This window comes from Kitasatospora sp. NPDC092948 (genome assembly GCF_044754805.1).
Lineage (GTDB): Bacteria > Actinomycetota > Actinomycetes > Streptomycetales > Streptomycetaceae > Kitasatospora.
Window position 1 is genome coordinate 53689 of sequence record NZ_JBIVPU010000010.1, and the last position, 23269, is coordinate 76957.

The window sequence follows — 23269 nt, forward strand, 5'->3', positions numbered from 1 at the left end:
TTGACGACAACGGTCGGCCAGCCTTATCGTCATGGAGACGAAAAGAAAGGACGGTCGCGACACCATGGCCGACATCACCCGCCGCTTCGGTTTCCGCCACCTGCGCTCCGCCCCCACCAGCCACATCCGCCACCTGCGCGGCGGGCAGCTCGCCCACGAAGGCGTCGGCCTCGCTTTCTGGTTCCGACCGCTCACCGCCGCGATATCCGAAGTACCGGGTGACGACCGCGAGTTGGCGATGATGTTCCACGCCCGCACGTCCGACTTCCAGGACCTCGCCGTACAGGCCACCGTCACGTACCGGATCAGCGACCCGGCGCTCGCCGCCACCCGCATGGACTTCGGCATCGACCCGGACACCGGCGTGTGGCGGGCCGAGCCGCTCGCCCAGCTCGCCACCCTGCTCACCGAGACCGCGCAGCAGCACGCCCTCCAACTGATAGCCCGAACTGCACTGGCAGACACGCTGGTTGACGGTGTGGCGGCGGTCCGCGAACGGATCACCGAGGGCCTGGCCGCCGAACCCCGGCTGGGCGAAATCGGACTAACAGTGCTTGCGGTGCGCGTCACCGCCGTCCGACCCGAGGCCGAGCTGGAGCGGGCGCTGCGCACCCCGGCCCGCGAGCAGGTCCAGCAGGAGGCGGACCGGGCGACCTACGAGCGCCGCGCGGTCGCGGTCGAGCGAGAACGCGCCATCGCGGAGAACGAGCTCGCCAGCCGGATCGAACTGGCGCGCCGCGAAGAGGAATTGGTGAAGCAGCACGGCACCAACGCCCGCCGCGAGGCGGAGCAGAAGGCGGCCGCGGACGCGGTGCGCACCGACGCCGAGGCAGCCCGCCGCACCCGCCTGGCGGTGGCAGAGGCCGAGGCGGCGGGCACCCTGGCCGCCCAACAGGCCGAGGCGGCACGGTCGCTGGGCGAGGCGAAGGCCGCGGCCGAGGCGGCGTGGCTGTCGGCGCACCAGCAGGTCGGACCGGAGATCCTTCAGGCATTGGCGCTGATCCGGTTGGCCGAGCACCTACCGCGGATCGACAGCATCACCCTCACCCCGGACGTGCTGACCGGCCTGCTCACCCGGCTGTCCACCCCGATGCCCGCGGCCGCTGCCGGCACCCCGACCACTCCCGGCACCCCGGCCACTTCCGACACCCCAGACGCTGCCGACACCCCGGCCACCAAGGCCACCAGGTCCGCCCCGGGCCGCACCACGGGTCGGCCGGAGCGGTGAGCCTCGCCCCACGCGTGGTGCTGGTCCACCGCCGCACCGAGTACCAGGAGTTGATCGCCCACCACGGCACGCACGGCCAGGCGGAGTTCTTCCTCGCCGGCCGGGGCCGGTCGCTCGACGAGGCGGAGCGGCGGCACGACCTCGCCCGGGACGCGCTGGCCGAGGTCTCGGCTGCGGTGCCGCTGGACTGGCGGCAGACCCGGGTGGAGCGCGCGGACCTGGACCGTTTCCTGTTCGCGCCGGAGGACCTGGTGGTGGTGGTCGGCCAGGACGGGCTGGTCGCCAACACCGCCAAGTACCTGACCGGGCAGCCGGTGATCGGCATCGACGCGGAGCCGGGCCGCAACCCGGGCGTCCTGGTCCGCCACCGCGCCGGCCGGGCCGGGGCGCTGCTGCGGGCGGCCGTCGGGCCGGGCGCGGAGAAACGGCTGGAGCTTCGCACCATGGTGGAGGCGGTGGCGGACGACACCCAGCGGCTGTTGGCGCTGAACGAGATCTACCTCGGGCAGCCCGGTCACCAGACCGCCCGCTACCGGCTGTCCGCACCCGGTGGCGACCCGGAGTCGCAGGCGTCCTCGGGCGTGCTCGTCGGCACCGGCACCGGCGCGACCGGGTGGTGCCGGTCGGCCTGGCTGGAGCGGTCCAGCCGGCTCCCGCTGCCCGGACCGGCGGCGGCAGAGCTGTCCTGGTTCGTCCGGGAGGCGTGGCCGTCCCCGGTCACCGGCACCTCCCGGGTGGAGGGTCTGCTGGGCGCCGACCAGCTGCTGACCCTCACCGTGGAGTCCGAGCGACTGGTGGCGTTCGGTGACGGCATCGAGTCCGACGCCCTGCACCTCACCTGGGGCCAGACCGTCCGGGTCGGTCCGGCCGCGCAACGTCTCCACCTGCTGGCCTGACCGGGCCGCGGTCTCCGCTGCCTGGGAGCGACCGGCGGGCCGGGCGCTGCCTAGGATGGAACGAACGACCGGAAGGAGGTCCGGCCATGGCTCGACGATTCGCTCTCACCTTCCCCGGGGAGATCGGCGGCCACGCCGATCAGGACGTGGTGGTGGTCGAGGCGACCGGCACCCGAGGGCCCGGCGGGCACCCCGTGTACGCGGACGCGTCCGGCATCGTGCAGGCCGAGATCAGTGACGCCGGCGAGGTCCGGATGATGGCGAGCGGCGGCCACCAGACTCCCCGGACGCCGATGCACGCCGAACCACTGCCCTGATCCCCGCAGCGACACTCCGCCGCCACGCTGGACGCCACTACACCCGAACGCCCGCCCCGCCCCGCCCCAGCCCTGAACCCAGCCCCCGAAGCCTGAACCCCGGGCCCGAACCCTGAACCCCGGACAGCAACGGGAAAGCGCTTGCCGACACCACCCGGCAAGCGCTTTCCCGTTGTCGGCGCAGATCCGGGCGGATGAAACGGTTGAGCGGAAACGACCGTACGCGTGCACTCCGGGACGGATGCGGATGCACCGGCAGACAAAGCGGAACCCACTGACCGGCCCACGCTTGGCAAAGCCCAGTCGAGCGGAAGGTGCGCCATGTCCGAATCAGCCGGCCCTGCCCTCGCCCCCGTGCACGGCGCTATCGCCGTTGCGTCCGACTCCGCTCAGGCTGCGCCCGAACCGCGGTCGGGCACGGACGCCGGGTTCTCCGGCCGGCCCGGACACAGGACCGCAGGCTCGCCGAGGACATCGACGCCGAGCCGCGTGAGCACGGCCCCGACGGCACGCTCCAGGTGAGGCGCGAGCCGCAGCAGAAGTACCGCGACCTGCTGCTCGCGCACAGGCAACACGATCACGGCAGAGCGCCCGGCCTCAACCACACCCGCACGGCCGCCGGTGTCGAAGCTCCTCGTCTCCGTGAACGCCCACACCCGCGCCCACACCCGCACCCGCACCCGCACCCACTCCCGCGCCGATGCCCAGCTGCGGTCTGACACCTCGTCACCGACGTCGGCCCCGACTCGCTCCGGCCCTGCCCAGCCCCACAGCCGAGCCCCAGCTCCAGCCCCACAGCCCCAGCCCCAGCCCCAGCCCCAGCCCGGCCAGCGGAACACAACGCCCCACCGGAAGGTCCTGCCCCTGTCGAGCATGCCTTCGTCCGTGTGCCGAACCGGAAGATCCAGCCAGCCAGAACACCACAGGTCGTTTGAGGACAGTCCCGTGCGCGGCCTGTCCTCGGAATGGGAGTAAATGACAATGCAGAGACCTGCCTCGACCGACTCAACAGGCCGCGGCCGACGGCGAAATGTCGCCGTCTCAGTCGTGCTCACGCTGGCGGCCGGCCTGCTGGGCCTGGTGACGGCGGCGCCGGCTGCCGCCGTTCCAGGCTCGCCGCCGCTGATCACCTGGAACATGCAGGGTGCCCAGTCGGGTGGCCAGAGCAAGTGGACCATCAACATCGGCAACATGGTCAACGGGGCGGTGAGACCGCCGATCCTGGCGCTCCAGGAGATGGGATCGGACGTGCCGCGGGAGGCCCGCGGGACCACCAGGGAAAACCTCAGCCTCGCCAACGGCGGCCTGGTGCCCATCCCGGGCAATGCCAACCTCCAGGGCACCCTGCCGCCCTCCGCGAACGCGGGCGGTCCGCAGCAGGTGCGCCACAGCCAGTGGGCCTCCGGCGGCGTCAACCACGACGTGTACTTCCTGCAGACGGACACGCAGAACGGCACCTGGGACGGCGGGCGCGTCAACATCGGCTTCGTCACCGAACGGGGGGCGGACGATGTCGTCATCGTGCCCAACCCGCTGGGGCCGCAGACCGGTTGGGCGGCGCGTGCGACGCTGGGCCTGCGATTCGGCAGCACCTGGTACTTCACCGTCCATGCCCTGTCCGGCACCGGCGGCCCCGACGCTCCCGGGCTGCTGCGGAACATCAGCCAGTTCGTGGCGGCCCGCAATCAGGGCGAGGACTGGGTCGCCCTCGGCGACTGGAACCGGAGTCCGGCATCTCTCCAGGCGGCGGGGCTTCCCGCCGGGGCCGGCATCTTCAGCAGCGGGCAGCAGACCCAGGCGTCGGGCGGCGAACTCGACTACGCGGTCTACTCCGGCGGCAACCCTGGCGGTGTGATGGTCGCACCGATGGTCAACATCAACCGGGACTTCCTCGACTCCGACCACATGCCCGTGCTCGTCGGCCAGTTGACGGCCGCCGCGACCCACACGCAGTCCGTCGGCGGACGGGCGGTGGAGAGCATGGCCGCCGGCGGCGTCCTGGACGTCTACCACGAGCGGACCGACAACCTCACCCCCGTCGACTCCTACATCCGCAACGGACAGAGCAACCAGAGCTGGACGCTGGACTTCTACGGCGACAACACGGTCCGCTTCCAGGGCGAGGGCAGCGGCAGGTGCATCGACATCACCAACAGCGAGCAGAATCCGGGTTCCGGCCGGTCCCTCTCGCTCTGGGACTGCTCCGACACGGCCAGCCAGCGGTGGGTGCCCGTCTCCCTGGGCAACGAGCAGTACCAGTTCCAGAGCGTGCTGCTGCCCGGCCTGTGCATGAACATCGACGGCGGCCAGAGCGACCCCAACCTGACCGCGAACATCATCCTGTACGGCTGCGAGAACACCCCCAACGAACGGTGGGTCATCACGCCCGCCCACCCGAGCAACACGCAGGTCGCGCACCCTGACGACCTGTCGCGGATCACGCCGGCGACGGTCACGATCGGGGCCGCGATCTCCGGCGGCGTCCTGGACGCCTACCACGAGCGGACCGCCAACGACACGGACATCGTCTCCTGGCACCGCAACGGCCTGAGCAACCAGGGCTGGATCCCCCACTGGCGCGGAGACAACGTCGTCACCTTCGAGGGCGTGGGCAGCCACCGCTGCATCGACATCTACCAGAGCGACCGGAACGTCACCGCCGGCCGCAAACTCGTCCTGTGGGACTGCAGCGGCGGGACGAGCCAGCTCTGGCACGCCTACCAGCTCGACGACGGTCAGGTGGTCCTGCAGAGCGTCCTCTACCCCGATCTGTGCATGGACGTCGCGGGGGCTCCCAGCAACCCCAACGACGGCTACCTGGACGCCTGGAACTGCAACGCCGACCCCAACCAGCAGTTCATCCTCAGCCCGTTCGACCTGACCGGCTCACCGCAGCGCGACACGGACCCGGACGGCTTCGAGTCGTACCTGCGCATCGTCACCCCCGACGCCGGTCAGCCCGCGCAGCGGGTCGGCTACTACACCGGCTGGTCGACGTACGCCAACGCCTTCTACCCGAAGAACCTCGACACCGACGGCATCGCCGACAAGCTGACCGTCCTCAACTACGCGTTCGAGAACATCGACCCGGTCAACCTGACCTGCATGGCGGCGAACAAGCCGTCGTCGCCGGACGAGAGCGACACCACCGGCAACGACGGCTCGGCCGACGCGTACGCCGACTATCAGAAGATCTACACGTCCGACATCAGCGTCGACGGCAGCAGCGACAACTGGAGCCAGCCGCTGCGGGGCAACTTCAACCAGCTCAAGCAGTTGAAGGCCAAGTATCCGAACCTGAAGGTCCTGGTGTCGATCGGCGGGTGGACGTACTCGAAGTACTTCTCGGACGCGGCCGCCACCGACGACGCCCGCAAGAAGTTCGTCAGCTCCTGCATCGACATGTACATCAAGGGCAACCTGCCGACGGTCGGCGACGACCCGGCCGGCGGTGCCGGCGTCGCGGCCGGGGTCTTCGACGGGTTCGACATCGACTGGGAGTTCCCGGGCAGCGCCAACGGCCACGCGGGCAACCACGTCTCCCCGCAGGACGGGGCCAACTACACCGCCCTGCTCAACGAGTTCCGCAGCGAACTCAACGCCCTCGGCGGCCAGCACATGCTCACCGCCGCGCTGCCTGCCGGGCCCCGCGAGATCAACAACCTCGACCTCCCGAGCATCGCCAACGCCCTCGACCTGGGCGACGTCATGACCTACGACATGCACGGCGCCTTCGAGACCAACGGGCCCACCAACTTCCAGGCCCCGCTGTACGACAGCCCCGCAAGCCCGGCCTTCGGCACCGGCTTCACCGTCAACGACGCGATCACCCACTACCTCGGCGGCGGCTTCCCGGCCGGCAAGCTGGCCCTGGGCGTCCCGTTCTACGGACGCGGCTGGACCGGCGCACCCGACGGCGGACAGCACGGCCGCTACCAGTCCGTCACCGGCCCCACCGCGCCCTTCCCGCTCTCCCAGCAACCCGGCACCGCCGTCTGGAAGGAACTCAAAGCAGCAGGTCTGACCGGCAGTTACTACTACGACCAGCAGGCCAGGAGCACCTGGATCTACGACGGCACCAACTTCTGGAGCATCGAGACCCCCGACTCCCTCGCCGACAAACGGCAGTACATCAAGAGCATGGGCCTCGGAGGCATCATGATCTACTCCCTCGACGGCGACGACTCGTCGAGCACCCTGCTCAACGCGGCAACCGGCATGGGCAACTGACACCCCGGCACCGTGGGAGGCCCGTGCCCCGGCACGGGCCTCCACACATGTGGTCACGCCAACAGAAGCGGGCGGCGGGAGCGGAGTCGGACGCGGAGGCGGACGCGGAGGCGGAGGCGGAGGCGGAGGCGGAGGCGGAGGCGGGAGCGGGAAAGCGCTTGCCGACACCGACCGACACCACCCGACACCGCCCGACAACGCGTCCGACGCCGTCCGGTAAGCGCTTTCCCGTTGCCTCGCGGACGGTCAGCCGGCGCTCACCAGCGCGAGTGCACCTGCGCCCGCAGGCGGCGGTCGTACAGGTCCTGGACGGCGGTCAGGGTCTGCGGCGAGAGCGGCGGCAGAGCGGCCGTCTCGGCGTTCGCCCGCGCCTGCTCGGGGTTGCGGGCACCGGGGATGACCGTGGTGACGCCGGGCTGCTGAACGATCCAGCGCAGCGCGGTCTGCGCGGAGGTGGCTCCGGGCGGGGCGAGACGGGCGAACTCCTCGGCGGCCTCGACGCCGGTCGCGAAGTCGACGCCGGAGAACGTCTCGCCCTGGTCGAACGCGGAGCCGTCCCGGTTGTAGGTGCGGTGGTCGTCCGCGCCGAACAGGGTGCTCTTGGTGTACTTGCCGGACAGCAGGCCGGACGCCAACGGCACGCGGGCGATGATGCCGACCCCGGCCTTCTCGGCGGCGGGCAGCACCTCGTCCAGCGGCTTCAGCCGGAACGGGTTCAGGATGATCTGCACGCTGGCGACGCCGGGCCGGGCGATCGCGGTCAACGCCTCCGCGCACGTCTCCACGCTGACGCCGTACGCCGCGGTGCGGCCCTCCTCGACCAGGGTGTCGAGCGCGTCGAACACCTCGTCACTGGAGTACACCGCCGTGGGCGGGCAGTGCAGCTGCACCAGATCGAGCCGCTCCACGCCCAGGTTGCGACGCGAACGGTCGGTCCACTCACGGAAGTTGGCGAGGGTGTAGTTCTCCGGCAGCTGCGGCAGCCGCCGGCCGAGCTTGGTGGCGACCGTCAGGCCCTCACCCTGCCGGGACTTCAGGAAACGCCCGATCAACTGCTCGCTGCGGCCGTCCCCGTAGACGTCGGCGGTGTCGAAGAACGTCACCCCGGCGTCGGCGGCGGCATCGAGCACCGCCAGCGCGTCGTCCTCCAGCACCACGCCCCAGTCGGCGCCCAGCTGCCACGTCCCGAGACCCACCACCGACACCGGACGCCCGGTCCGGCCAAGTACACGCTGTTCCATGCGCCGAGCCTGCCACACCGCCCGCCCCCACCCAACCCCGACACCCCCGCCGCCACCACCGCGCCGCACCGCACCGCACCGCACCGCACCGCACCGAGACGACCCGACTGCTGCGCGGATGTCTTGTCACCGACGACCCGCCGCCGAACCTGCCGACGCCACCGTGCCGTTCGCCGAGCCTCGTCGAGGGTGCGGACCACGCCCGGTCCCACGCCTCCGTCGTAACGGCCGCGCTGGCGGCCGCGCTGGGAGCTGCGCCCACCGCGCGGCGACGGGCCGCCGCATCGTCAGCCCGTCTCGGCCGGAAGGTGCGGTTCGTCGAAGCGAGCGCAGAAAACGCGACGGGGGCCGGATCCCTCGGATCCGGCCCCCGGCTTGACCGCTGAATGCGTCAGACGTTGACGCCGTAGTCCAGCGCGATGCCGCGCAGGCCCGACGCGTAGCCCTGGCCGATGGCGCGGAACTTCCATTCGGAGCCGTAGCGGTAGAGCTCGCCGAAGACCATCGCGGTCTCGGTGGACGCGTCCTCGGTCAGGTCGTAGCGCGCGACCTCGCTGCCGTCGGCCTCGTTGATGACGCGGATGAATGCGTTGCGGACCTGGCCGAAGCTCTGGCGGCGCTGCTCGGCGTCGTAGATCGACACCGGGAAGACGACCTTGGCGACCTGCGGCGGGACGGCCATCAGGTCGACCTTGATCTGCTCGTCGTCGCCGCCACCGCCGCCGGTGAGGTTGTCGCCGCTGTGCTCGACCGAACCCTCGGGGCTGCGAAGGTTGTTGTAGAAGACGAAGTGCTGGTCGCTGAGGACCCGGCCGGCCTCGTTGCACAGCAGTGCGCTGGCGTCGAGGTCGAAGTCGGCGCCCGTGGTGGCGCGAACGTCCCAGCCGAGGCCGACGATGACGGCGGTGAGCCCCGGGGCCTCCTTCGTCAGCGAGACGTTTCCGCCCTTGGCGAGCGAGACTCCCATGTTGCCCTCCTGTGGTATCCCCGTGCCGGGCCCGGCAGTTCGGCCCGGCGGCCGGCCCCCGGCCGCGTCCGCAGGCCCAGGCCCCGTTCTTGAATCTACAGCACTGTAGATCAGTACGGAATCCACCTTCACACCGTCAGCACCCCTGGGACGGCAAAGGAAACCCCTGAGCGGCGTCAAACGTCACCCCCACCCCCGCCCGCACAATCCCGCCCCACCTGCCACCGCAACCCGTCGAGCCCGCCTCGCAAATCGCGCGGCGTCACACAAGGTCGCACAACGTCGCGCAGCGTCGCGCCGCGCCCGGGCCCCGTCTTACCGGCGTCGGCCGCCACCCCCGGCATACCCTTTCCGAGGAGGTGCCCGAGATGAGTGACGACACGACGATCCCCGGTATCGACCCGAAGGTGCCGCCCAGTGGCGACGGCTGCGTGGAGTGTCTGGCCGGCGAAGGTCAGGGCTGGTGGTTCCACCTGCGCCGGTGCGCGGCATGCGGACACATCGGGTGCTGCGACTCCTCGCCGTCCCAGCACGCCACCACGCACGCCCGGTCGGCCGGCCATCCGTTCCTGACCAGTTTCGAGCCGGGTGAGGACTGGTTCTGGAACACCGAGACCGAGGAGTTCTACGAGGGCCCGTCGCTGACCGGCCCGTCCGCGCACCCGGTCACCCAGCCGGTGCCCGGCCCGGCCGGCCACGTCCCGATCGACTGGCAGCAGCGCCTGCGCTGACCCGCCCGCCCCGTCCGAAGCGATCACGGCGACCGCAACAACCGCAACGACCGCGCCCGAGCACCGTCCACGCCGGGTACGGTCGTTGCGGCAGCACGGACGGCAGCACGGACGGCAGCACAGCCGGCGACACGGACGGCGGCGCAGCCTGCGGCGGCGAAAGGGGCGCGGACGTGGAAGCGCAGCAGTGGGAGACGGTGCGGCGACTGGCCGCGTGGCTGGCCGAGGGAAGCAGTCAATCCCCGGAGATGCAGCGGGTGTTGCAGTGCCTGAAGGTCAGCGAGGAGGCCGGCGAGGTGGCCGAGGCGGTGATCGGCGCGCTGGGTCAGAATCCGCGCAAGGGCTTCTCGCACACCTGGGACGACGTGGCGGGCGAACTGTGCGACGTGATGATCACCGCGATGGTCGCGCTGGCCCGGGTGCACCCGGATCCGGCCGCCGCGTTCGACGCTCACCTGGCCAAGGTCGCCGCCCGGGCGCTGCCCGGTCCGCGGACCGACACAGCCCGAAGTAAGGACACCGGTACAGCCCCGAAGTAACGGCACCGGTGCAGCCCCTCAGCAAGGGGCACTGGGGCAGCCCCGCGGCAGAGGGGTGCCGGCGCAGCCCCGCGGCAGGGGCGGTGTCAGCGGTGGCCGACGACGAACAGCAGGCCCACGAAGCCGGCAAACAGGTGGGTACCCACGATGTAGATCAGCGCGCGGATCATCATCTGCTTGCGACGCGCCTTCTCGTCACGCACGCCGTCGCTGGTCACACCGGTCTCCTGTCGTCGTCGCCCGCTCGCGTCTGCCCGTCCCCCGCACCCATGAAGAGTAGCCCGGCGAGGGCCCGTGGCGGAGATCACGGTCCGCTACCGGCCACCTACGGTGGCGTAGGTCACTTCACACAGTGAACTATCTCCTCCATGGCCGACTACCAGGAGACCCTCGACATCAGTTCGTACGCCGCGCTCGGTGACAGTTTCACCGAGGGCCTGAACGATCCCGGCCCCGACGGGCAGTTCGCCGGCTGGGCCGACCGGCTGGCCGGCATGCTGGCCGCGCGACGTCCGGAGTCCGACTTCCGGTACGCCAACCTGGCCGTGCGCGGCCGTCTGCTGGACCAGATCGTCGCCGAGCAGGTCCCGAAGGTCCGCGAACTCCAGCCCGAGCTGGTCACGTTGTGCGCGGGCGGCAATGACATCCTGCGTCCGGGCAGCGACCCGGACCTGATCGCCGAGCACTTCGAGTCGGCCGTCCTGGAGCTGCGCGAGCATGCCGGTCGGGTGCTGATCTGCACCGGCTTCGACACCCGCACCGTGCCGGTGCTGCGTCACCTGCGCGGCAAGGTGGCGACCTACAACTCCCACCTGTGGGCGATCGCCGACCGCAACGGCCTGGCCGTCGCGGACCTGTGGTCGCTGCGTGCGGTGCACGACCGCCGGGCCTGGTCGGAGGACCGGCTGCACCTGTCGCCGGAGGGCCACCAGCGGGTGGCGCTGCTGGCGGGGCGCGCCCTCGGCATGACGGGGCTCGACGACCCCGAGGCGGCCTGGCCGCCGGCGCCGGTCACCACCCCGGCGGAGCAGCGCCGGGAGAACCTCCAATGGGCCCGCACCTACCTGCTGCCGTGGGTGGGCCGTCGCCTGCGCGGCGAGTCGTCCGGCGACCACATCGAGGCGAAGCGCCCGGAGCTGCTCCCGCTCTGACCCGAGGCTTACCGGCCGACCCCCGGCCCGACCCACGCCCGGCCCGACCCAAGCCCGGCCCAACCGCTCGACCAACCGCTCGACCAACCTATCGACCGGTCGAGCAACCGAGCGACCGAGTCCCGGCCGGGCAAGTACCCGGACCACGCCGGGGAAGCACCTGGACAACGCCGGGCAAGCGCCCGTACAGCGCAGGGAAGTACCCGGACACCACTGCGGGCCGCTCCGCCCCCACGCGGATGCGGCCCGCAGACCCCAGGTGAGACCCCTGCCTGCTGCCTCTGCCCTACTCGACGATCAGCTCCACCGGAATGTTCCCGCTGATCGCCTTGGAGTACGGGCAGACCTGGTGGGCCTGCTTGACCAGCAGTTCACCGGTCTCGCCGGCCAGGTCTTCCGGCAGTTCCACCCGAATGACGACGGCCAGGCCGAAGCCGGTCTCGTCGGTGCCGATGGTGACCTCGGCGGTGACCGAGACGTCCGAGATGTCGACCTTCGACTGGCGGGCGACCAGGCCGAGCGCGCCCGAGAAGCAGGCCGCGTACCCGGCGGCGAACAGCTGCTCGGGGTTGGTGCCCACACCGTCGCCGCCCAGCGCGGGCGGCATCGAGAGCTTGAGGTCGAGCTTGCCGTCCGAGGTGACGGAGCGGCCCTCGCGGCCGTTGGAGGTGGCAACGGCGGTGTAGAGCGGTTCCATGTCGAGCTCTCCTGTCGTCCTGATCCCAGCGTTCGTCTTCGGCGGACCGGTTCCGTCCGGCGGCACTCGTCCGCGGCGCCGTCCCCGGCCTGCCCTGCCCCAGAAGTAAAGCACCCAATTCAATTGCGCACAACTCAATCGGGCTCGACCGACCCGCTTGCTACCCTTGAACCATGACCAGGCACGAGACCAGGCCCGACGAGAACCGAACTCCCGGGGCACCCCACGGAGTTGACGCGACGCTGGACGACCTCGCGGCCGCTGGCTCCGACCTGCTCCTGCTCGACCAGCAGCTCTGCTTCTCGCTGAGCGCCGCGTCCCGCGCGTTCGGCAGCATCTACCGGACGGCGCTGAAGGACATCGGTCTGACGTACCCCCAGTACCTCGTGATGCTGGTGCTCTGGGAGCACGACGAACTCCCCGTCAAGCGCCTCGGCGAGCGCCTGCGGCTGGACTCCGGCACGCTCTCCCCGCTGCTCAAGCGGCTGGAGGCGACGGGGCTGGTGGTGCGCGAGCGCAGCCCGCAGGACGAGCGGTCGGTGATCGTCTCGCTCACCCCGACCGGCCGCGACCTGCGCGAACCCGCCCGCGCCGTCCCCCGGTACATCGGCGCCGCGGCCGGACTCCCCCTCTCCGACCTGCGCACGCTGCGCGAACTGCTCACCCGCCTGACCGCGAACCTGGACGCGGCCGGGGCCTGAGACGAAGCGGCCGCACCCCGAAAACCCGGCAGCCGCAGCCGCAACCAGCCGCAACCGCAACCCAGCCAGCCAGCCAGCCGCAACCCGAACCCACCCAGCCGAAGCCTGAACGACGCAATCGCAACCTGAACCACGCAGCCGGCGCCCGGCCAGGGAGGTTCCTCCCCGCCCGGGCGCCGGCTGTCGTCAGGAGAGCGTCGCCCCGGCCGGTCCTACCGGTGCCGCAGGTACGCCGCCGCGGTCTCGCGGAGCTGCTCGTGCAGCCCGTCGTACGCGCGGGCCCGGCCGAGGACGGACTTCGGCAGCTTGGCGACCATCGTGTAGTTGGTGTCGCAGACGTTCGCGGCCGGCGCCAGACCGGCCTGGCTGACCAACTGGTAGGCGTCGAGCTGGTCCAGACCCAGGAGTTCGCCGGTCCAGCCGACCAGGTCGTGCTGGCTGATCCGGAACGCGTCCTCCAGCGGGCGGGCGGAGCCGGTGCTGATCAGGTAGTCGTCGTTCTCCAGGCGGGGCCAGGCCGGTCCGCCGCCCTTGATCAGGTCGACGATCACGGTGGTGCGCATGGCCGCCTCGACGGCGGTGCCGCACACCTCGCCCTCGCCCTGGCGGGCGTGCCCGTCGCCGATGGCCAGCAGGCCGCCATCGACGTTGACGCCGAAGTACGCGGTGGTGCCGGCCCGCATCTCGGGAGTGTCCAGGTTGCCGCCGTGCGCGCCGGGCGTGATCGAGGCCAGCACCTCGCCGGCGGCGGGGGCGACGCCGACGGTGCCGTGCATCGGGTCGAGCGGCAGCGCGACGGTGAAGTCGCCGCGCCGGGCCCGGAAGTGGCACAGGCCCGCGGCGACGTCGAGGTCGTAGATCCAGACGCGTTCCTCCAGCGCGGGGTGCAGCATCGCGGTCTGGTGGGTGGCGGTCAGCGCGCCGAAGTGCGGGAAGGTGCTGGAGATGCCGTGGTCCCGGGCGGGGGTGATCTCCACGAAGTGCACGGCGAGGACGTCCCCGGGCTCGGCCCCGGCCACCGCGATCGGGCCGGTCACGGGGTTGAGGTAGGGGAAGACGCAGACCTGGCTGGGCAGGTCGCCGGTGCCGCGGACCTTGCCGCCGAAGCAGTCCTCGGTGGTCAGTTCGACGATGCTGCCGGGCTGAACGGTGGTCAGCGGGGCGCGTCCGCCGAAGGTGTACGCCCAGTCCTCCGGCGCGGGGTTCAGCTGGACGATCTCGGGCAGGCTCACTTCTCGGTCTCCTCGGGGGTGGTGGTGGCGGCGTCGGCCTCGGTGACGGCCAGTCGGGGCCGGCGGCCGGTCAGCATCAGGCCGGCCAGGACGATCCCGCCGATCAACAGCCAGACGAAGCCGAGCCGTTGGGCGGCGATGTTGGCGTTGACGACCACGTAGGCGAGGATCGCGAAGCCCAGCAGCGGGGCGATCAGGTGCCGCCAGTAGTCCTTGCTGCGCTTGCGGATCAGGTAGTGGACGACGACGGCGACGTGCAGCACCAGGAAGGTGGTCAGCGCACCGAAGTTGACCAGGGTGCTGAGCAGGGTGATGCCGTCGCTGCGCGAGGCCATGTACAGGCCGAGCACCAGCGAGATGCCGGCGGTCAGCAGGGTCGCGTTGACGGGCACCCGGCGGGTGGGGTGGATCTTGGCGAGGAAGCGGGGCAGCTGGCGGTCGCGGGCCATCGCGAACAGCAGACGCGAGGTGGCGGCCTGCGCGACCAGCGAGTTGGCGAAGCCCCAGGCGACGGCGGTGGACGCGGCGGTCACGGTGGCCAGCCAGCCGCCGCCGGCGGTGCGGGCGGCGTCGTAGAAGGCGGTGCCGTTCGGGTCGCCGTCGCGGATCAGCGCGTCCGGGTCGGCGACCAGCAGCGACGCCACCCAGGTCTGCACGATGAACAGGGTGCCCGCGAGCAGCAGTGCGGCCACCATCGACCGGCCGATCGCCTTGGTGGAGTCGCGGTTCTCCTCCGAGAGGGTGGAGATGCCGTCGAAGCCGAGGAAGCTGAGCACCGCGATCGAGACCGCGCCGAAGGCCAGGCTCCACGAGAAGGTGTGCGAGTTGTACAGCGGCGTGAAGTCGAAGCCGCGGCCCTTGCCGTTCGCGAGCGCGATCACGCCGACCACCAGGAACACGGCGAGCACGACCAGTTCGCCGACCAGCACGGCCTTGTTGACCTTGGCGGTGGTCTCGATGCCCAGGTAGTTGACGACGGTGTTGAGCAGCACGAAGCCGACCAGCCACAGCCACACCGGGACGGACGGCACCAGCGAGTTCATCGCGACGCCGGCGATCAGGTAGAGCAGGCCCGGCACCAGCACGTAGTCCAGCAGGATCATCCAGCCGGACAGGAAACCGACGGGTGCGCCGATGCCGCGTCCGGCGTAGGTGTAGACCGAGCCGGCCATCGGGAACGCCCGGGACATCTGGGCGTAGGACAGGGCGGTGAACATCATCGCCACCATGCCGAGGACGTACGCCAGGGCGACCATGCCGCCGGAGCCCTGGAAGACGCCGCCGAAGATGCCGAAGGGGGCGATCGGCACCATGAAGACCAGCCCGTAGACGAGCAGGTCGGTGAAGGTCAGCGACCTGCGCAGCTCCTGTTGGTAGCCGTAGTTCTCGATGCCTCGGGGCGCGGGTGTGTCAGCCATGGTGCTCTCTCTCCGTGACGACCCTGCGGGTGTGTGGGGGAGACTGTAGAGCCAAGTATTTCCATATGGAAGGGTTTTGCCACGGCGTTCCGCCAGCTGAGAAAGCGACCGCTCAGCGGTACCCGCAGGTCAGCGGGCGCGAGGTGACGGCAGGACGGAAAATCCGAGACCCTCGGCGCGGGCCAGGTGCACGGCGCGCGGCGCGCCGCGCAGCAGTCGGCCGGCCGATCGGGCGAGGCCGCCCGGTTCCAGCGCGTGACGGTCGGCCAGTGCCGCGAGCAGCTGCAGCCCGTCGTAGAGCCCGACCGCGTAGGCGTCCAGCACGGGCGCCCACGGCCCGCACAGTGCCCGGTGCCGCTCGCCGAGCAGCTGCCGGGGCTCCTCGGCCAGGGTGGCGAAGGACGGCATGGCGGCGTACAGCGTGCCGGTGTCGTCGCCGCCGAGCGCGAGCAGGCCGTTCTCCTCCAGCGCGCCGGACAGCCGCACGAGCCGCCGGTCGAGCCCGCTGCGGCGCAGCGCGCGGTTGAAGTGGACCTGGTCGCGGCCGATCAGGCTGAGCAGCAGGGCGTCGGCGCGGGTGCTGCGCAGCGCGTCGAGCAGTGCTTCGACGGCCGGTTCGACGGTGCCGAACGGGATGCGGCGCTCCAGCACGATCCGGGCCCCGGCGCGGGTGGCGAGGTCGGCGGCGGCGCGGTGGACGGAGCGCGGCCAGATGTAGTCGTTGCCGATCAGGGCCCATCGGCGCAGTCGGTGACGCTCCGTCAGCTCGGTGACGGCGAAGGCGAGTTGGCCGGTCGGGTCGGTGCCGGTGCACAGGACGCCGGGGCGGCGGGTGCCGCCTTCGTGCGGCGGGGTGTAGATGTAGGCGAGGCGTCCGGCGGTGACGGTTTCGACGGCGCGGTGGACGTCGCTGGTGTGGCAGCCGGCGATGGCGTCCAGGGCGCCGGCGTCGAGCAGTCGGCGGACTTCCGCGGCGACGGGGCCGGGTGCGCCGCCGCCGTCGACCAGGACGAGGTCGAGGGGGCGGCCGTGGATGCCGCCGCGGGCGTTGATCTCGTGGGCGGCGAGCAGGGCGCCGTCGAGTGCGGACGGGCCGGTCAGGCCGAGCGGGCCGGACTGCGGGACGACCAGGCCGACGCGGAACGCGCCGCCCTCCCTGGGGAGGTGCAGCGCGTCGAGCGGGTCGACCAGTCTGACATCCGGCATCACCAGGGCGAGTATGGTCGGGATCCCGGCCCCGGGAAAGCCCGGGAGGCTCGGGGAGACCTCGGAACGGGAGGGTCGGATGGCCACGAAGGTCGCTGCCGCGAAGGATTCCGCCGTGCCCGCGGCGGCGGTCGAGCCGCCGCTGCTGGTGGAACTGGTGGCGCTGGCCCACCGCCGGCTCACCTCCGGCCTGGCGGCGGCGCTCGCGGAGGAGGACTGCACGGTCGACCAGTGGCGGGTGCTGCGGGCGCTCGCGGACGGCGAGGGCCGGGCGATGGGCGAGTTGGCGCAGGCCCTGCTGATTCCGCAGGCGAGCCTGAGCCGCCTGGTGGACGCGCTCGCGGACGGCGGGCTGGTCCACCGCCGCCAGGGCGACCACGACCGCCGCCGGATCACCGCGCACCTCTCCCGCCAGGGCCGCACCCGGCTGTCGCGCCTCGACGCCCTGGCCGCCGCCCACGACGCCGCCGTCCGCACCGCCTGCGGCCTCCCCGACCCGACGGGCCCGCTCACCCGCCTCGCCACCCTCTGACAGCCTCACCGCCCTCCCCGCTCCGGCCCGCCTCCCGGCCCCGGCTCGGCCCCGACGCCCCCCGGCCCGGCCCGCCCCCTGCCTCAGGCGAGTTGCGCCGCCACGTGGTCCAGCGCCACTCGCACCGCCCCCAGCGCCACCGCGTCCTCCCCCAGCGCCGAGGACGCGACGCGGGGCGGCATCGGGCAGAGGGTGTCGAGGGCGTGCTGGACGGGGGCCTGGACCAGGTCGTCCGCGCGGGAGAATCCGCCGCCGACGACGACGAGTTCGGGGTCGAAGGCGAGGGCGACGGTCGCGGCGCCGAGGGTGATGGCGCCGAGGAAGCGGCGGATCCGTTCGGCGGCGTCCGGGTCTCCGGCCCGCGCGGCGGCGATGAGCGCGGTGACGGCCTGTTCGGAGGATTCCGCGTCGGGGTCGTCGACCAGGTGGCCGGGGGCGGCGTTCCAGCCGATCTCGGGGAGGGCGCCGATCTCGCCGAGCGAGCCGTTGTGGCCGCGTTGCAGGACGCCGCCGTTGAGGACGCCGACGCCCATCCGCATGCCGGCGAGCAGGTAGACGACGTCGTCGACGTGGCGGGCGACGCCGAGCCAGCGTTCGGCGACGGCGGCGAGCCGGCAGTCATTGTCGACCAGGACGGGGCAGGCGAAGGTGCGGCCGAGTGAGCGGGCCAGGTGCAGGCCGGTCCATTCGGGGAGGGCGGAGCTGAGTTTGATCCGGCCGTCGCGGTCGACGATGCCGGTGGTGCCGGCGGTGACCGCCCACAGCCGGTCGGCGGTGAGCCCGACGGCGGCGAGGGCCGCCTTCGCCGCGGTGCGGGTCGCGGCCAGCCGGGCCTTGCGCGGCTGCGCCGGGTCGACCTCGACGCGGTGGGTGGCCACCACGTCGCCGTCGAGGTCGGCGACGACGGCGAGCACCTTGTACTTGCCGATGTCGAGGCCGAGGACGTGTCCGGCGCCGGGCCGGAAGCGGTAGTTGCGGGCGGGTCGGCCCATGCGGCGTTCGCCGGGGTCGGGGGCGAGTTCGCCGACCAGGCCGTGCGCGGCGAGCCGGTCCAGGGCGACTTCGACGGTGGGGCGGGAGAGTCCGGTCGCGGCGGCGGCCTCGGCGACCGTGACGGCCGGCGCGGTGGCGGCGCGCACCGCGGCGAGCACCTGGGCCGCACTGGCCGGCAGCATCGGCACCTGGGCGGCGGGTGGGTCCGCCGCCGCTTCCGGGTCGCCGCCTGCCGAAGTCGTCGCACGTCCCGCGGTCATCTGCCGCCTGCCTTTCGTATGTCGTCGGTGCGGACCGGCTCGAATCCGGCCCGGGCGCGGTCGGCCTGTCGGACATCGTTGCGCGCCGAAGTCTTGACGGTGGCCGGTTTCGCTCCCCATGATTCCACAAGCCACTTACATAAGTGGCCTTGGAAAGTCATCTTCGCACGGCTCGGGCGCCCGGTGTGCCGTCCGGCCGGAATTCGCCAACTGCTGGGAAATCGGGGTGTGTTGTGCCGGACAAGCAGGTGACGCTGGCCGTCGTCGGAGCGGGGCTGCGGGGCGGGGTCTACGCCCGCAGCGCGCACCGCGGCGACCGCGCCCGGATCGTCGCGGTCGCCGAGCCGGACCCGGAGCGCCGGGCGGCGTTCGCCGCCGAGTACGGCGTCCCGGACGACGCGGTGTTCGCGGACTGGCGGGAACTCGCGGCCCGGCCGCGGCTGGCCGACGCCGCGGTGGTGGCCACCCAGGACAACCAGCACACCGCGCCGGTCGAGGCGTTGGCGCAGGCGGGCTACCACCTGCTGCTGGAGAAGCCGATGGCCACCACCGAGGAGGACTGCCTGCGCATCGTGCGGGCCGCCGAGCGGGCCGGCGTGCTGCTCGCGGTCTGCCATGTGCTGCGCTACACCACCTACACCCGCACCCTCAAGGAGATGATCGACTCCGGCCGGATCGGCGAGGTGGTGTCCATCCAGCACCTGGAGCCGGTCGGCTGGTGGCACCAGGCGCACTCGTTCGTGCGCGGCAACTGGCGGCGCGAGGACGAGTCCTCGCCGATGCTGCTGGCGAAGTCCTCGCACGACGTGGACTGGCTGCTGTACCTGATGGGGCGTCCGCCCGAGCGGGTGTCCTCGTTCGGGGGCCTGGTGCACTTCCACGAGGGCAACCGGCCGGCCGCCGCCACCGACAACTGCCTGGACTGCCCGGTGGAGTCCAGCTGCCCGTACTCGGCGCCGCGGCTGTACCTCGGCTGCCTGGGCGACCCCGACAAGGAGTACTGGCCGCTCGGCGCGGTCACCGCCGACCGCACCGCGGACGGGATCCGCCAGGCGCTGCGCACCGGCCCGTACGGCCGTTGCGTTTACGCCTGCGACAACGACGTGGTGGACACCCAGGTGGTGGACTTCGACTTCGGCGGCGGCCGCACCGCGTCGTTCACCATGTCCGCGTTCACGCCGCTGGACTTCCGCAAGACCCGGGTCTTCGGCACCCGCGGCTACGTCGAGGGCGACGGCGTGCGGCTGTCGGTGCACGACTTCACCACCGCTGCCTGGGAGTTCATCGACGCCACCGACGTACCCGGGGCGGACGCCTCGGCGGCGGCCGGGCACGGCGGCGCGGACGACCGGCTGTTCGAGGCGTTCGTCGACGCGGTCGCCACCGGCGCCGGCGACCGGATCCGCTCCAGCGGCCGGGACAGCCTGGCCGCGCACCGCACCGTGTGGGCCGCCGAACAGGCCCGCCGCACCGGCGCCGTTGTCACCCTCGCTCCGGCCGACGACTCCATTCCTGCCCCCTGACCCACCCCCGACCCACTCCGACCCACTACGCCATACCCGCCTCGTGATCCGCTTCCGACCCGCTCCGGCCGACGCCGCCGCACCTGCCCCCTGACCCACCCCTCCCCTCTCCCCCACCGCCCGGCCACGCCCCCTCGATGGAGAAACGTCATGTCCCGTACCCCCTCCCCGGCCACCGCGGCCGCGGTCGCCGCCTCGCTGGCGGCCGTGCTGCTGGTGTCCTCCTGCGGCGTCAAGAACTCCGGCGGCGCGCAGGCCGCCAAGGGCGGTTCGGCCGCCGATGTGGCCTCCGCCGCGAAGGCGCAGGGCCAGGTCGACTACTGGTCGACCTGGGGCGAGAAGGAGCCGCAGGCCGCGATCTTCAAGGCGGCGGCGGACGACTTCACCGCGCAGACCGGCATCAAGGTGAACATCAAGTACCTGGGCCGGTCCGGCACCACGACGATGCCGCAGGCGATCGCCTCGGGCAGCGGCCCGGACATGTTCGACAGCGGCACCGACCACATCGCGGCGTTCGCGGGGCAGCACATGACGCAGCCGATCGACGCGGTGCTGAAGCTTCCGGTGCCGGGCGAGGACGGCAAGTCGGTGGCCGACGTGCTGCCGCCGAACGTCCTGAAGTCGGCCATCGACAAGGACGGCCGGCTGGCGTTCGTCCCGCACACCCTGATCTCCACCGCCGTCTGGTACGACGCGGCCCGCACCCCGGCGCTGGCGGCGCACCAGCCGGCCACCTGGACGGAGTTCCTGACGCTGCTCCAGCAGCAGAAGGCGGCGGGCGCCACGCCGATCGCCCAGGACGGCCTGGTGAACTTCTACAACGCCTACTGGTTCTACGAGTTGATGATGCGGTACGCGGGCCCGGGCTCGCTCTCGGCCCTGGGCACGGACGCCTCCGCGTGGGACCGGCCGGAGGTGCTGAAGGCCGCGCAGGGCGTGGCGGAGCTCAAGCCGTACTTCCAGGACGGCTTCATGGGCACCAAGTACCCGGCGGCGCAGAACGATTGGGCGCAGGGCAAGGCGGCGCTGAACCTGAACGGCACCTGGCTGCCGTCGGAGACGAAGCCGCAGGCGCCGGCCGACGCGAAGCCGAGCAGCTTCACCTTCCCGATGGTGGACGGCGGGCACTCGACCGTCGAAGTCGGTTCGCTGGGCTGGTCGGTGAGCGCGAAGGCGAAGCACCCGGAGGCGGCCGAGCTGTTCCTCAGCTACCTGCTGCGCTCCCAGGTGATCGGGAAGATCGGCACCGACGCGCTGAACATCCCGTCCCGGGCGGACGCGGCGGCGCCGGACGCGCTGCGGACGGCGCAGGAGGCGATCTTGAAGGCGACCGAGACCAACACCACGTACGACGGTGCGACGGCCAACGACAAGTGGTGGAACAACGTGTTCCTGCCGCTGGACGACCAGTTGCTGGCGGGCACGCTGTCGCCGGCCGACTTCGTCGCGCAGGGCAAGAAGAAGACCGCGGATGCGCTGGCCAATGGCTGACACCGCGACGCGAGGCGCCACGTCCACGTCCCGCGGTTCCCGGCCCGCGTTCCGCACCGCGGGCCGGGCCCGCCCGGGCACGGCCGCGCAGCGCGACTCCAAGGGGTACTTCCGGCTGTTCACCTGGCCCGCGCTGCTGATGTACACGCTCGGGTTCCTCGGCCCGTCGATGTACGGCGTGGTGATCTCGTTCGCCAAATGGTCGGGTCCGGGCTCGCCGGTCACCTGGGTGGGCTGGCGCAACTACGTCCGGGTGTTCCGGGACGACACGGTGCGGCAGGCGTTCTGGAACACCGCGGTGATCGTGCTGGTCGGCGGTGCGGCGGTGTTCGCGCTGGCGTTCCTCGCGATGGCGGTGCTGCGCGACATGCGCGGGCGGGCGTTCGTGCGGGCGGCGCTGTATCTGCCGTCGATCATCTCGATGATCGCGATCGGCACGTCGCTGGGCTTCCTGCTGAACCCGGGCGGGGTGGTCAACCGGGTGCTGGGCCTGATCGGGCTGGAGTCGTTGCAGCAGACCTGGCTGGATCCGCAGCACATCTTCGGCTGCATCGTGGTCGGCGTGGTGTGGATGGGGTCGGGTTTCTACATCGTGCTGCTGATGACGGCGGTCGACGCGATCCCCAAGCACCTCTACGAGGAAGCGCAGTTGACGGGTCTGACCCGGATGCAGCAGTTCCGCTGGATCACCCTGCCGCTGTCCCGCGACATGATCGCGATCGCGGCGGTGCTGTGGACGGCGAACAGCCTGCGCACCTTCGACATTGTGATCGGCTTCGTCGGCACGGCCGGCACCCCGTCCGTCAACTCCCGTACCTACGCCGTGCAGCAGTGGCTGTCGGCGGGGCACACCACCGGCGGCGGGGCGCCCGAGCTGGGCTACGCCTCGGCGATGGCGACGCTGCTGACGGTGCTCACCGTGGCGCTGGTGGTGCTGGTGCGCCGGCTGGGCCGCAGCGAACGACTGGAGATCTCGTGAAGGCCCAACTGCGGACTGTCAGAAGGTTCTTCGGCGACCTGGCGGTGCCCGGCGCCGTCAAGGTCCTGCTGTGGGCGGTGGCCGCGTTCAACGTGCTGCTGCTGGCGTGGACGTTCCTGTCCTCGGCGCGCACCTCTCGGGCGCTGTGGTCCTCGCCACTGGGCGTGGACGGGCTGGACCTGAGCGGCTACGCCCGGGCCTGGCACGCTGCGGACTTCGCCGGAATGCTGCTCAACACCGTTGTGGTGGTGGGTGTTTCGCTGGCGGCCATCCTGCTGGTCGCGACCCCGGCGGCGTACATGCTGGCGCGTTCGTCGCGCCGCTCGGCCGGGCCGACGCTGACGTACTTCGCGGCGGGTCTGGCGCTCCCGGTGCAGGCGGTGCTGATCCCCTATCAGACGCTGGCGTCGTCGGTGAGCCAGTTCATGGTGGACTGGGTGACCGGCTGGTGGGACGACCGGATCTCGCTGGTGGTGGTCGACGTGGCGATGTCGCTGCCGTTCACGGTGTTCGTGCTGACCGGCTACTTCCGCTCGCTGCCGGCCGAGTTGGAGGAGGCGGCGGCGCTCGACGGGGCCGGCCCGGTGCGCACCTTCTGGACGGTGATGGTGCCGGTGGCCCGGCCGGGCCTGACCACGGTGACGGTGCTGAACGCGATCGGCCTGTGGAACGAGTTCCTGCTGGTGTCGGTGATGGTGCACGACCCGGCGAAGTTCACGCTGCCGGCCGCCCTGAACCAGCTCAGCAGCACCATGCAGTACACCTCCGACTGGGGCGGCCTGTTCGCGGGCGTCACCATCCTGGTCGCGCCGATGGTCGCGCTGTTCTTCTGGTGCGGCCGGCGGATCATGGACGGGATGACCCTCGGCGCGACCAAGTAGCCGCCCCCGCGACCGGATTCGGTCCGGTCTCCGCGAATCCCATCTCAGGAGAGGGC

Annotated in this window: 22 protein-coding genes; 13 read left to right on the forward strand and 9 right to left on the reverse strand. The window is 71.8% G+C overall.

What is annotated here, in order from left to right:
* Window positions 1–64 precede the first annotated feature (64 nt).
* The 3 genes from ACIQF6_RS25815 to ACIQF6_RS25825 all read left to right on the forward strand — a co-directional run bounded on the left by ACIQF6_RS25815 (window position 65) and on the right by ACIQF6_RS25825 (window position 2441).
* On the forward strand, window positions 65–1228 hold the full coding sequence (locus ACIQF6_RS25815; RefSeq protein WP_400899368.1) for an SPFH domain-containing protein: 1164 nt from the start codon (window positions 65–67) through the stop codon (window positions 1226–1228).
* Complete coding sequence (locus tag ACIQF6_RS25820; RefSeq protein WP_400898982.1) at window positions 1225–2124, forward strand: hypothetical protein; 900 nt, start codon at window positions 1225–1227, stop codon at window positions 2122–2124. Before ACIQF6_RS25815 ends, ACIQF6_RS25820 begins: the two co-directional genes overlap by 4 nt.
* A gap of 86 nt (window positions 2125–2210) precedes the next feature.
* Window positions 2211–2441, forward strand: a complete 231-nt coding sequence (locus ACIQF6_RS25825) for a DUF6296 family protein (RefSeq protein ID WP_400898985.1) — start codon at window positions 2211–2213, stop codon at window positions 2439–2441.
* Between the two features lie 389 nt (window positions 2442–2830).
* Here ACIQF6_RS25825 and ACIQF6_RS25830 read toward each other — a convergent pair whose 3' ends face one another.
* Window positions 2831–3163 carry a hypothetical protein gene (locus ACIQF6_RS25830; RefSeq protein ID WP_400898987.1) on the reverse strand — a complete coding sequence of 111 codons (333 nt, stop codon included), beginning with the start codon at window positions 3161–3163 and terminating at the stop codon, window positions 2831–2833.
* A 325-nt stretch (window positions 3164–3488) separates the two neighbouring features.
* Between ACIQF6_RS25830 and ACIQF6_RS25835 the strand changes: the two genes are divergently transcribed.
* Window positions 3489–6671 (forward strand): glycosyl hydrolase family 18 protein, encoded by a 3183-nt coding sequence (locus ACIQF6_RS25835; RefSeq protein WP_400898989.1) that lies wholly within the window; start codon window positions 3489–3491, stop codon window positions 6669–6671.
* Window positions 6672–6928: 257 nt separating this feature from the next.
* Here the strand turns inward: ACIQF6_RS25835 and ACIQF6_RS25840 are convergent, their stop codons facing one another.
* Window positions 6929–7912, reverse strand: a complete 984-nt coding sequence (locus ACIQF6_RS25840) for an aldo/keto reductase (protein ID WP_400898991.1) — start codon at window positions 7910–7912, stop codon at window positions 6929–6931.
* A 391-nt stretch (window positions 7913–8303) separates the two neighbouring features.
* Entirely contained in the window at window positions 8304–8879 is a 576-nt protein-coding gene (locus ACIQF6_RS25845) for a TerD family protein (protein WP_400898993.1), read from the reverse strand.
* A gap of 368 nt (window positions 8880–9247) precedes the next feature.
* Here ACIQF6_RS25845 and ACIQF6_RS25850 point away from each other — a divergent pair, with 368 nt between their 5' ends.
* Window positions 9248–9610: a UBP-type zinc finger domain-containing protein gene (locus tag ACIQF6_RS25850; RefSeq protein ID WP_400898995.1), complete on the forward strand. Its 363-nt coding sequence runs from the start codon at window positions 9248–9250 to the stop codon at window positions 9608–9610.
* Between the two features lie 173 nt (window positions 9611–9783).
* On the forward strand, window positions 9784–10149 hold the full coding sequence (locus ACIQF6_RS25855; RefSeq protein ID WP_400898997.1) for a MazG-like family protein: 366 nt from the start codon (window positions 9784–9786) through the stop codon (window positions 10147–10149).
* Between the two features lie 86 nt (window positions 10150–10235).
* Here the strand turns inward: ACIQF6_RS25855 and ACIQF6_RS25860 are convergent, their stop codons facing one another.
* On the reverse strand, window positions 10236–10367 hold the full coding sequence (locus ACIQF6_RS25860) for a DUF6126 family protein (RefSeq protein WP_232733748.1): 132 nt from the start codon (window positions 10365–10367) through the stop codon (window positions 10236–10238).
* 150 nt (window positions 10368–10517) lie between these two features.
* Here ACIQF6_RS25860 and ACIQF6_RS25865 point away from each other — a divergent pair, with 150 nt between their 5' ends.
* Window positions 10518–11300 carry an SGNH/GDSL hydrolase family protein gene (locus ACIQF6_RS25865; RefSeq protein ID WP_400899000.1) on the forward strand — a complete coding sequence of 261 codons (783 nt, stop codon included), beginning with the start codon at window positions 10518–10520 and terminating at the stop codon, window positions 11298–11300.
* A 286-nt stretch (window positions 11301–11586) separates the two neighbouring features.
* Here the strand turns inward: ACIQF6_RS25865 and ACIQF6_RS25870 are convergent, their stop codons facing one another.
* Window positions 11587–11997 (reverse strand): organic hydroperoxide resistance protein, encoded by a 411-nt coding sequence (locus tag ACIQF6_RS25870; RefSeq protein ID WP_400899002.1) that lies wholly within the window; start codon window positions 11995–11997, stop codon window positions 11587–11589.
* 173 nt (window positions 11998–12170) lie between these two features.
* On the opposite strand from ACIQF6_RS25870, the gene ACIQF6_RS25875 reads away from it, so the two are divergent.
* The gene (locus tag ACIQF6_RS25875) at window positions 12171–12698 is read left to right on the forward strand and encodes a MarR family winged helix-turn-helix transcriptional regulator (protein ID WP_400899004.1); all 528 of its coding nucleotides are present in this window, start codon (window positions 12171–12173) and stop codon (window positions 12696–12698) included.
* 212 nt (window positions 12699–12910) lie between these two features.
* Here ACIQF6_RS25875 and ACIQF6_RS25880 read toward each other — a convergent pair whose 3' ends face one another.
* The 3 genes from ACIQF6_RS25880 to ACIQF6_RS25890 form a co-directional block, all read right to left on the reverse strand.
* Complete coding sequence (locus ACIQF6_RS25880; protein ID WP_400899006.1) at window positions 12911–13930, reverse strand: acetamidase/formamidase family protein; 1020 nt, start codon at window positions 13928–13930, stop codon at window positions 12911–12913.
* Window positions 13927–15348 (reverse strand): APC family permease, encoded by a 1422-nt coding sequence (locus ACIQF6_RS25885; RefSeq protein ID WP_400899008.1) that lies wholly within the window; start codon window positions 15346–15348, stop codon window positions 13927–13929. Before ACIQF6_RS25885 ends, ACIQF6_RS25880 begins: the two co-directional genes overlap by 4 nt.
* 129 nt (window positions 15349–15477) lie before the next feature.
* Window positions 15478–16554, reverse strand: a complete 1077-nt coding sequence (locus tag ACIQF6_RS25890; protein ID WP_400899010.1) for a substrate-binding domain-containing protein — start codon at window positions 16552–16554, stop codon at window positions 15478–15480.
* A 79-nt stretch (window positions 16555–16633) separates the two neighbouring features.
* On the opposite strand from ACIQF6_RS25890, the gene ACIQF6_RS25895 reads away from it, so the two are divergent.
* Window positions 16634–17086 (forward strand): MarR family winged helix-turn-helix transcriptional regulator, encoded by a 453-nt coding sequence (locus ACIQF6_RS25895; protein ID WP_400899012.1) that lies wholly within the window; start codon window positions 16634–16636, stop codon window positions 17084–17086.
* An 83-nt stretch (window positions 17087–17169) separates the two neighbouring features.
* Here ACIQF6_RS25895 and ACIQF6_RS25900 read toward each other — a convergent pair whose 3' ends face one another.
* Entirely contained in the window at window positions 17170–18339 is a 1170-nt protein-coding gene (locus tag ACIQF6_RS25900; RefSeq protein ID WP_400899015.1) for an ROK family protein, read from the reverse strand.
* A gap of 233 nt (window positions 18340–18572) precedes the next feature.
* On the opposite strand from ACIQF6_RS25900, the gene ACIQF6_RS25905 reads away from it, so the two are divergent.
* From ACIQF6_RS25905 to ACIQF6_RS25920, 4 genes are all read left to right on the forward strand, one after another.
* Window positions 18573–19862, forward strand: coding sequence for a Gfo/Idh/MocA family protein (locus ACIQF6_RS25905; RefSeq protein WP_400899017.1), 1290 nt, complete (start codon window positions 18573–18575; stop codon window positions 19860–19862).
* Window positions 19863–20012: 150 nt separating this feature from the next.
* Window positions 20013–21353 carry an ABC transporter substrate-binding protein gene (locus ACIQF6_RS25910; RefSeq protein ID WP_400899019.1) on the forward strand — a complete coding sequence of 447 codons (1341 nt, stop codon included), beginning with the start codon at window positions 20013–20015 and terminating at the stop codon, window positions 21351–21353.
* Entirely contained in the window at window positions 21346–22332 is a 987-nt protein-coding gene (locus tag ACIQF6_RS25915) for a carbohydrate ABC transporter permease (protein ID WP_400899021.1), read from the forward strand. The genes ACIQF6_RS25910 and ACIQF6_RS25915 overlap by 8 nt, the downstream gene beginning before the upstream one ends.
* Entirely contained in the window at window positions 22329–23213 is an 885-nt protein-coding gene (locus ACIQF6_RS25920; protein WP_400899023.1) for a carbohydrate ABC transporter permease, read from the forward strand. Before ACIQF6_RS25915 ends, ACIQF6_RS25920 begins: the two co-directional genes overlap by 4 nt.
* Window positions 23214–23269 lie beyond the last annotated feature (56 nt).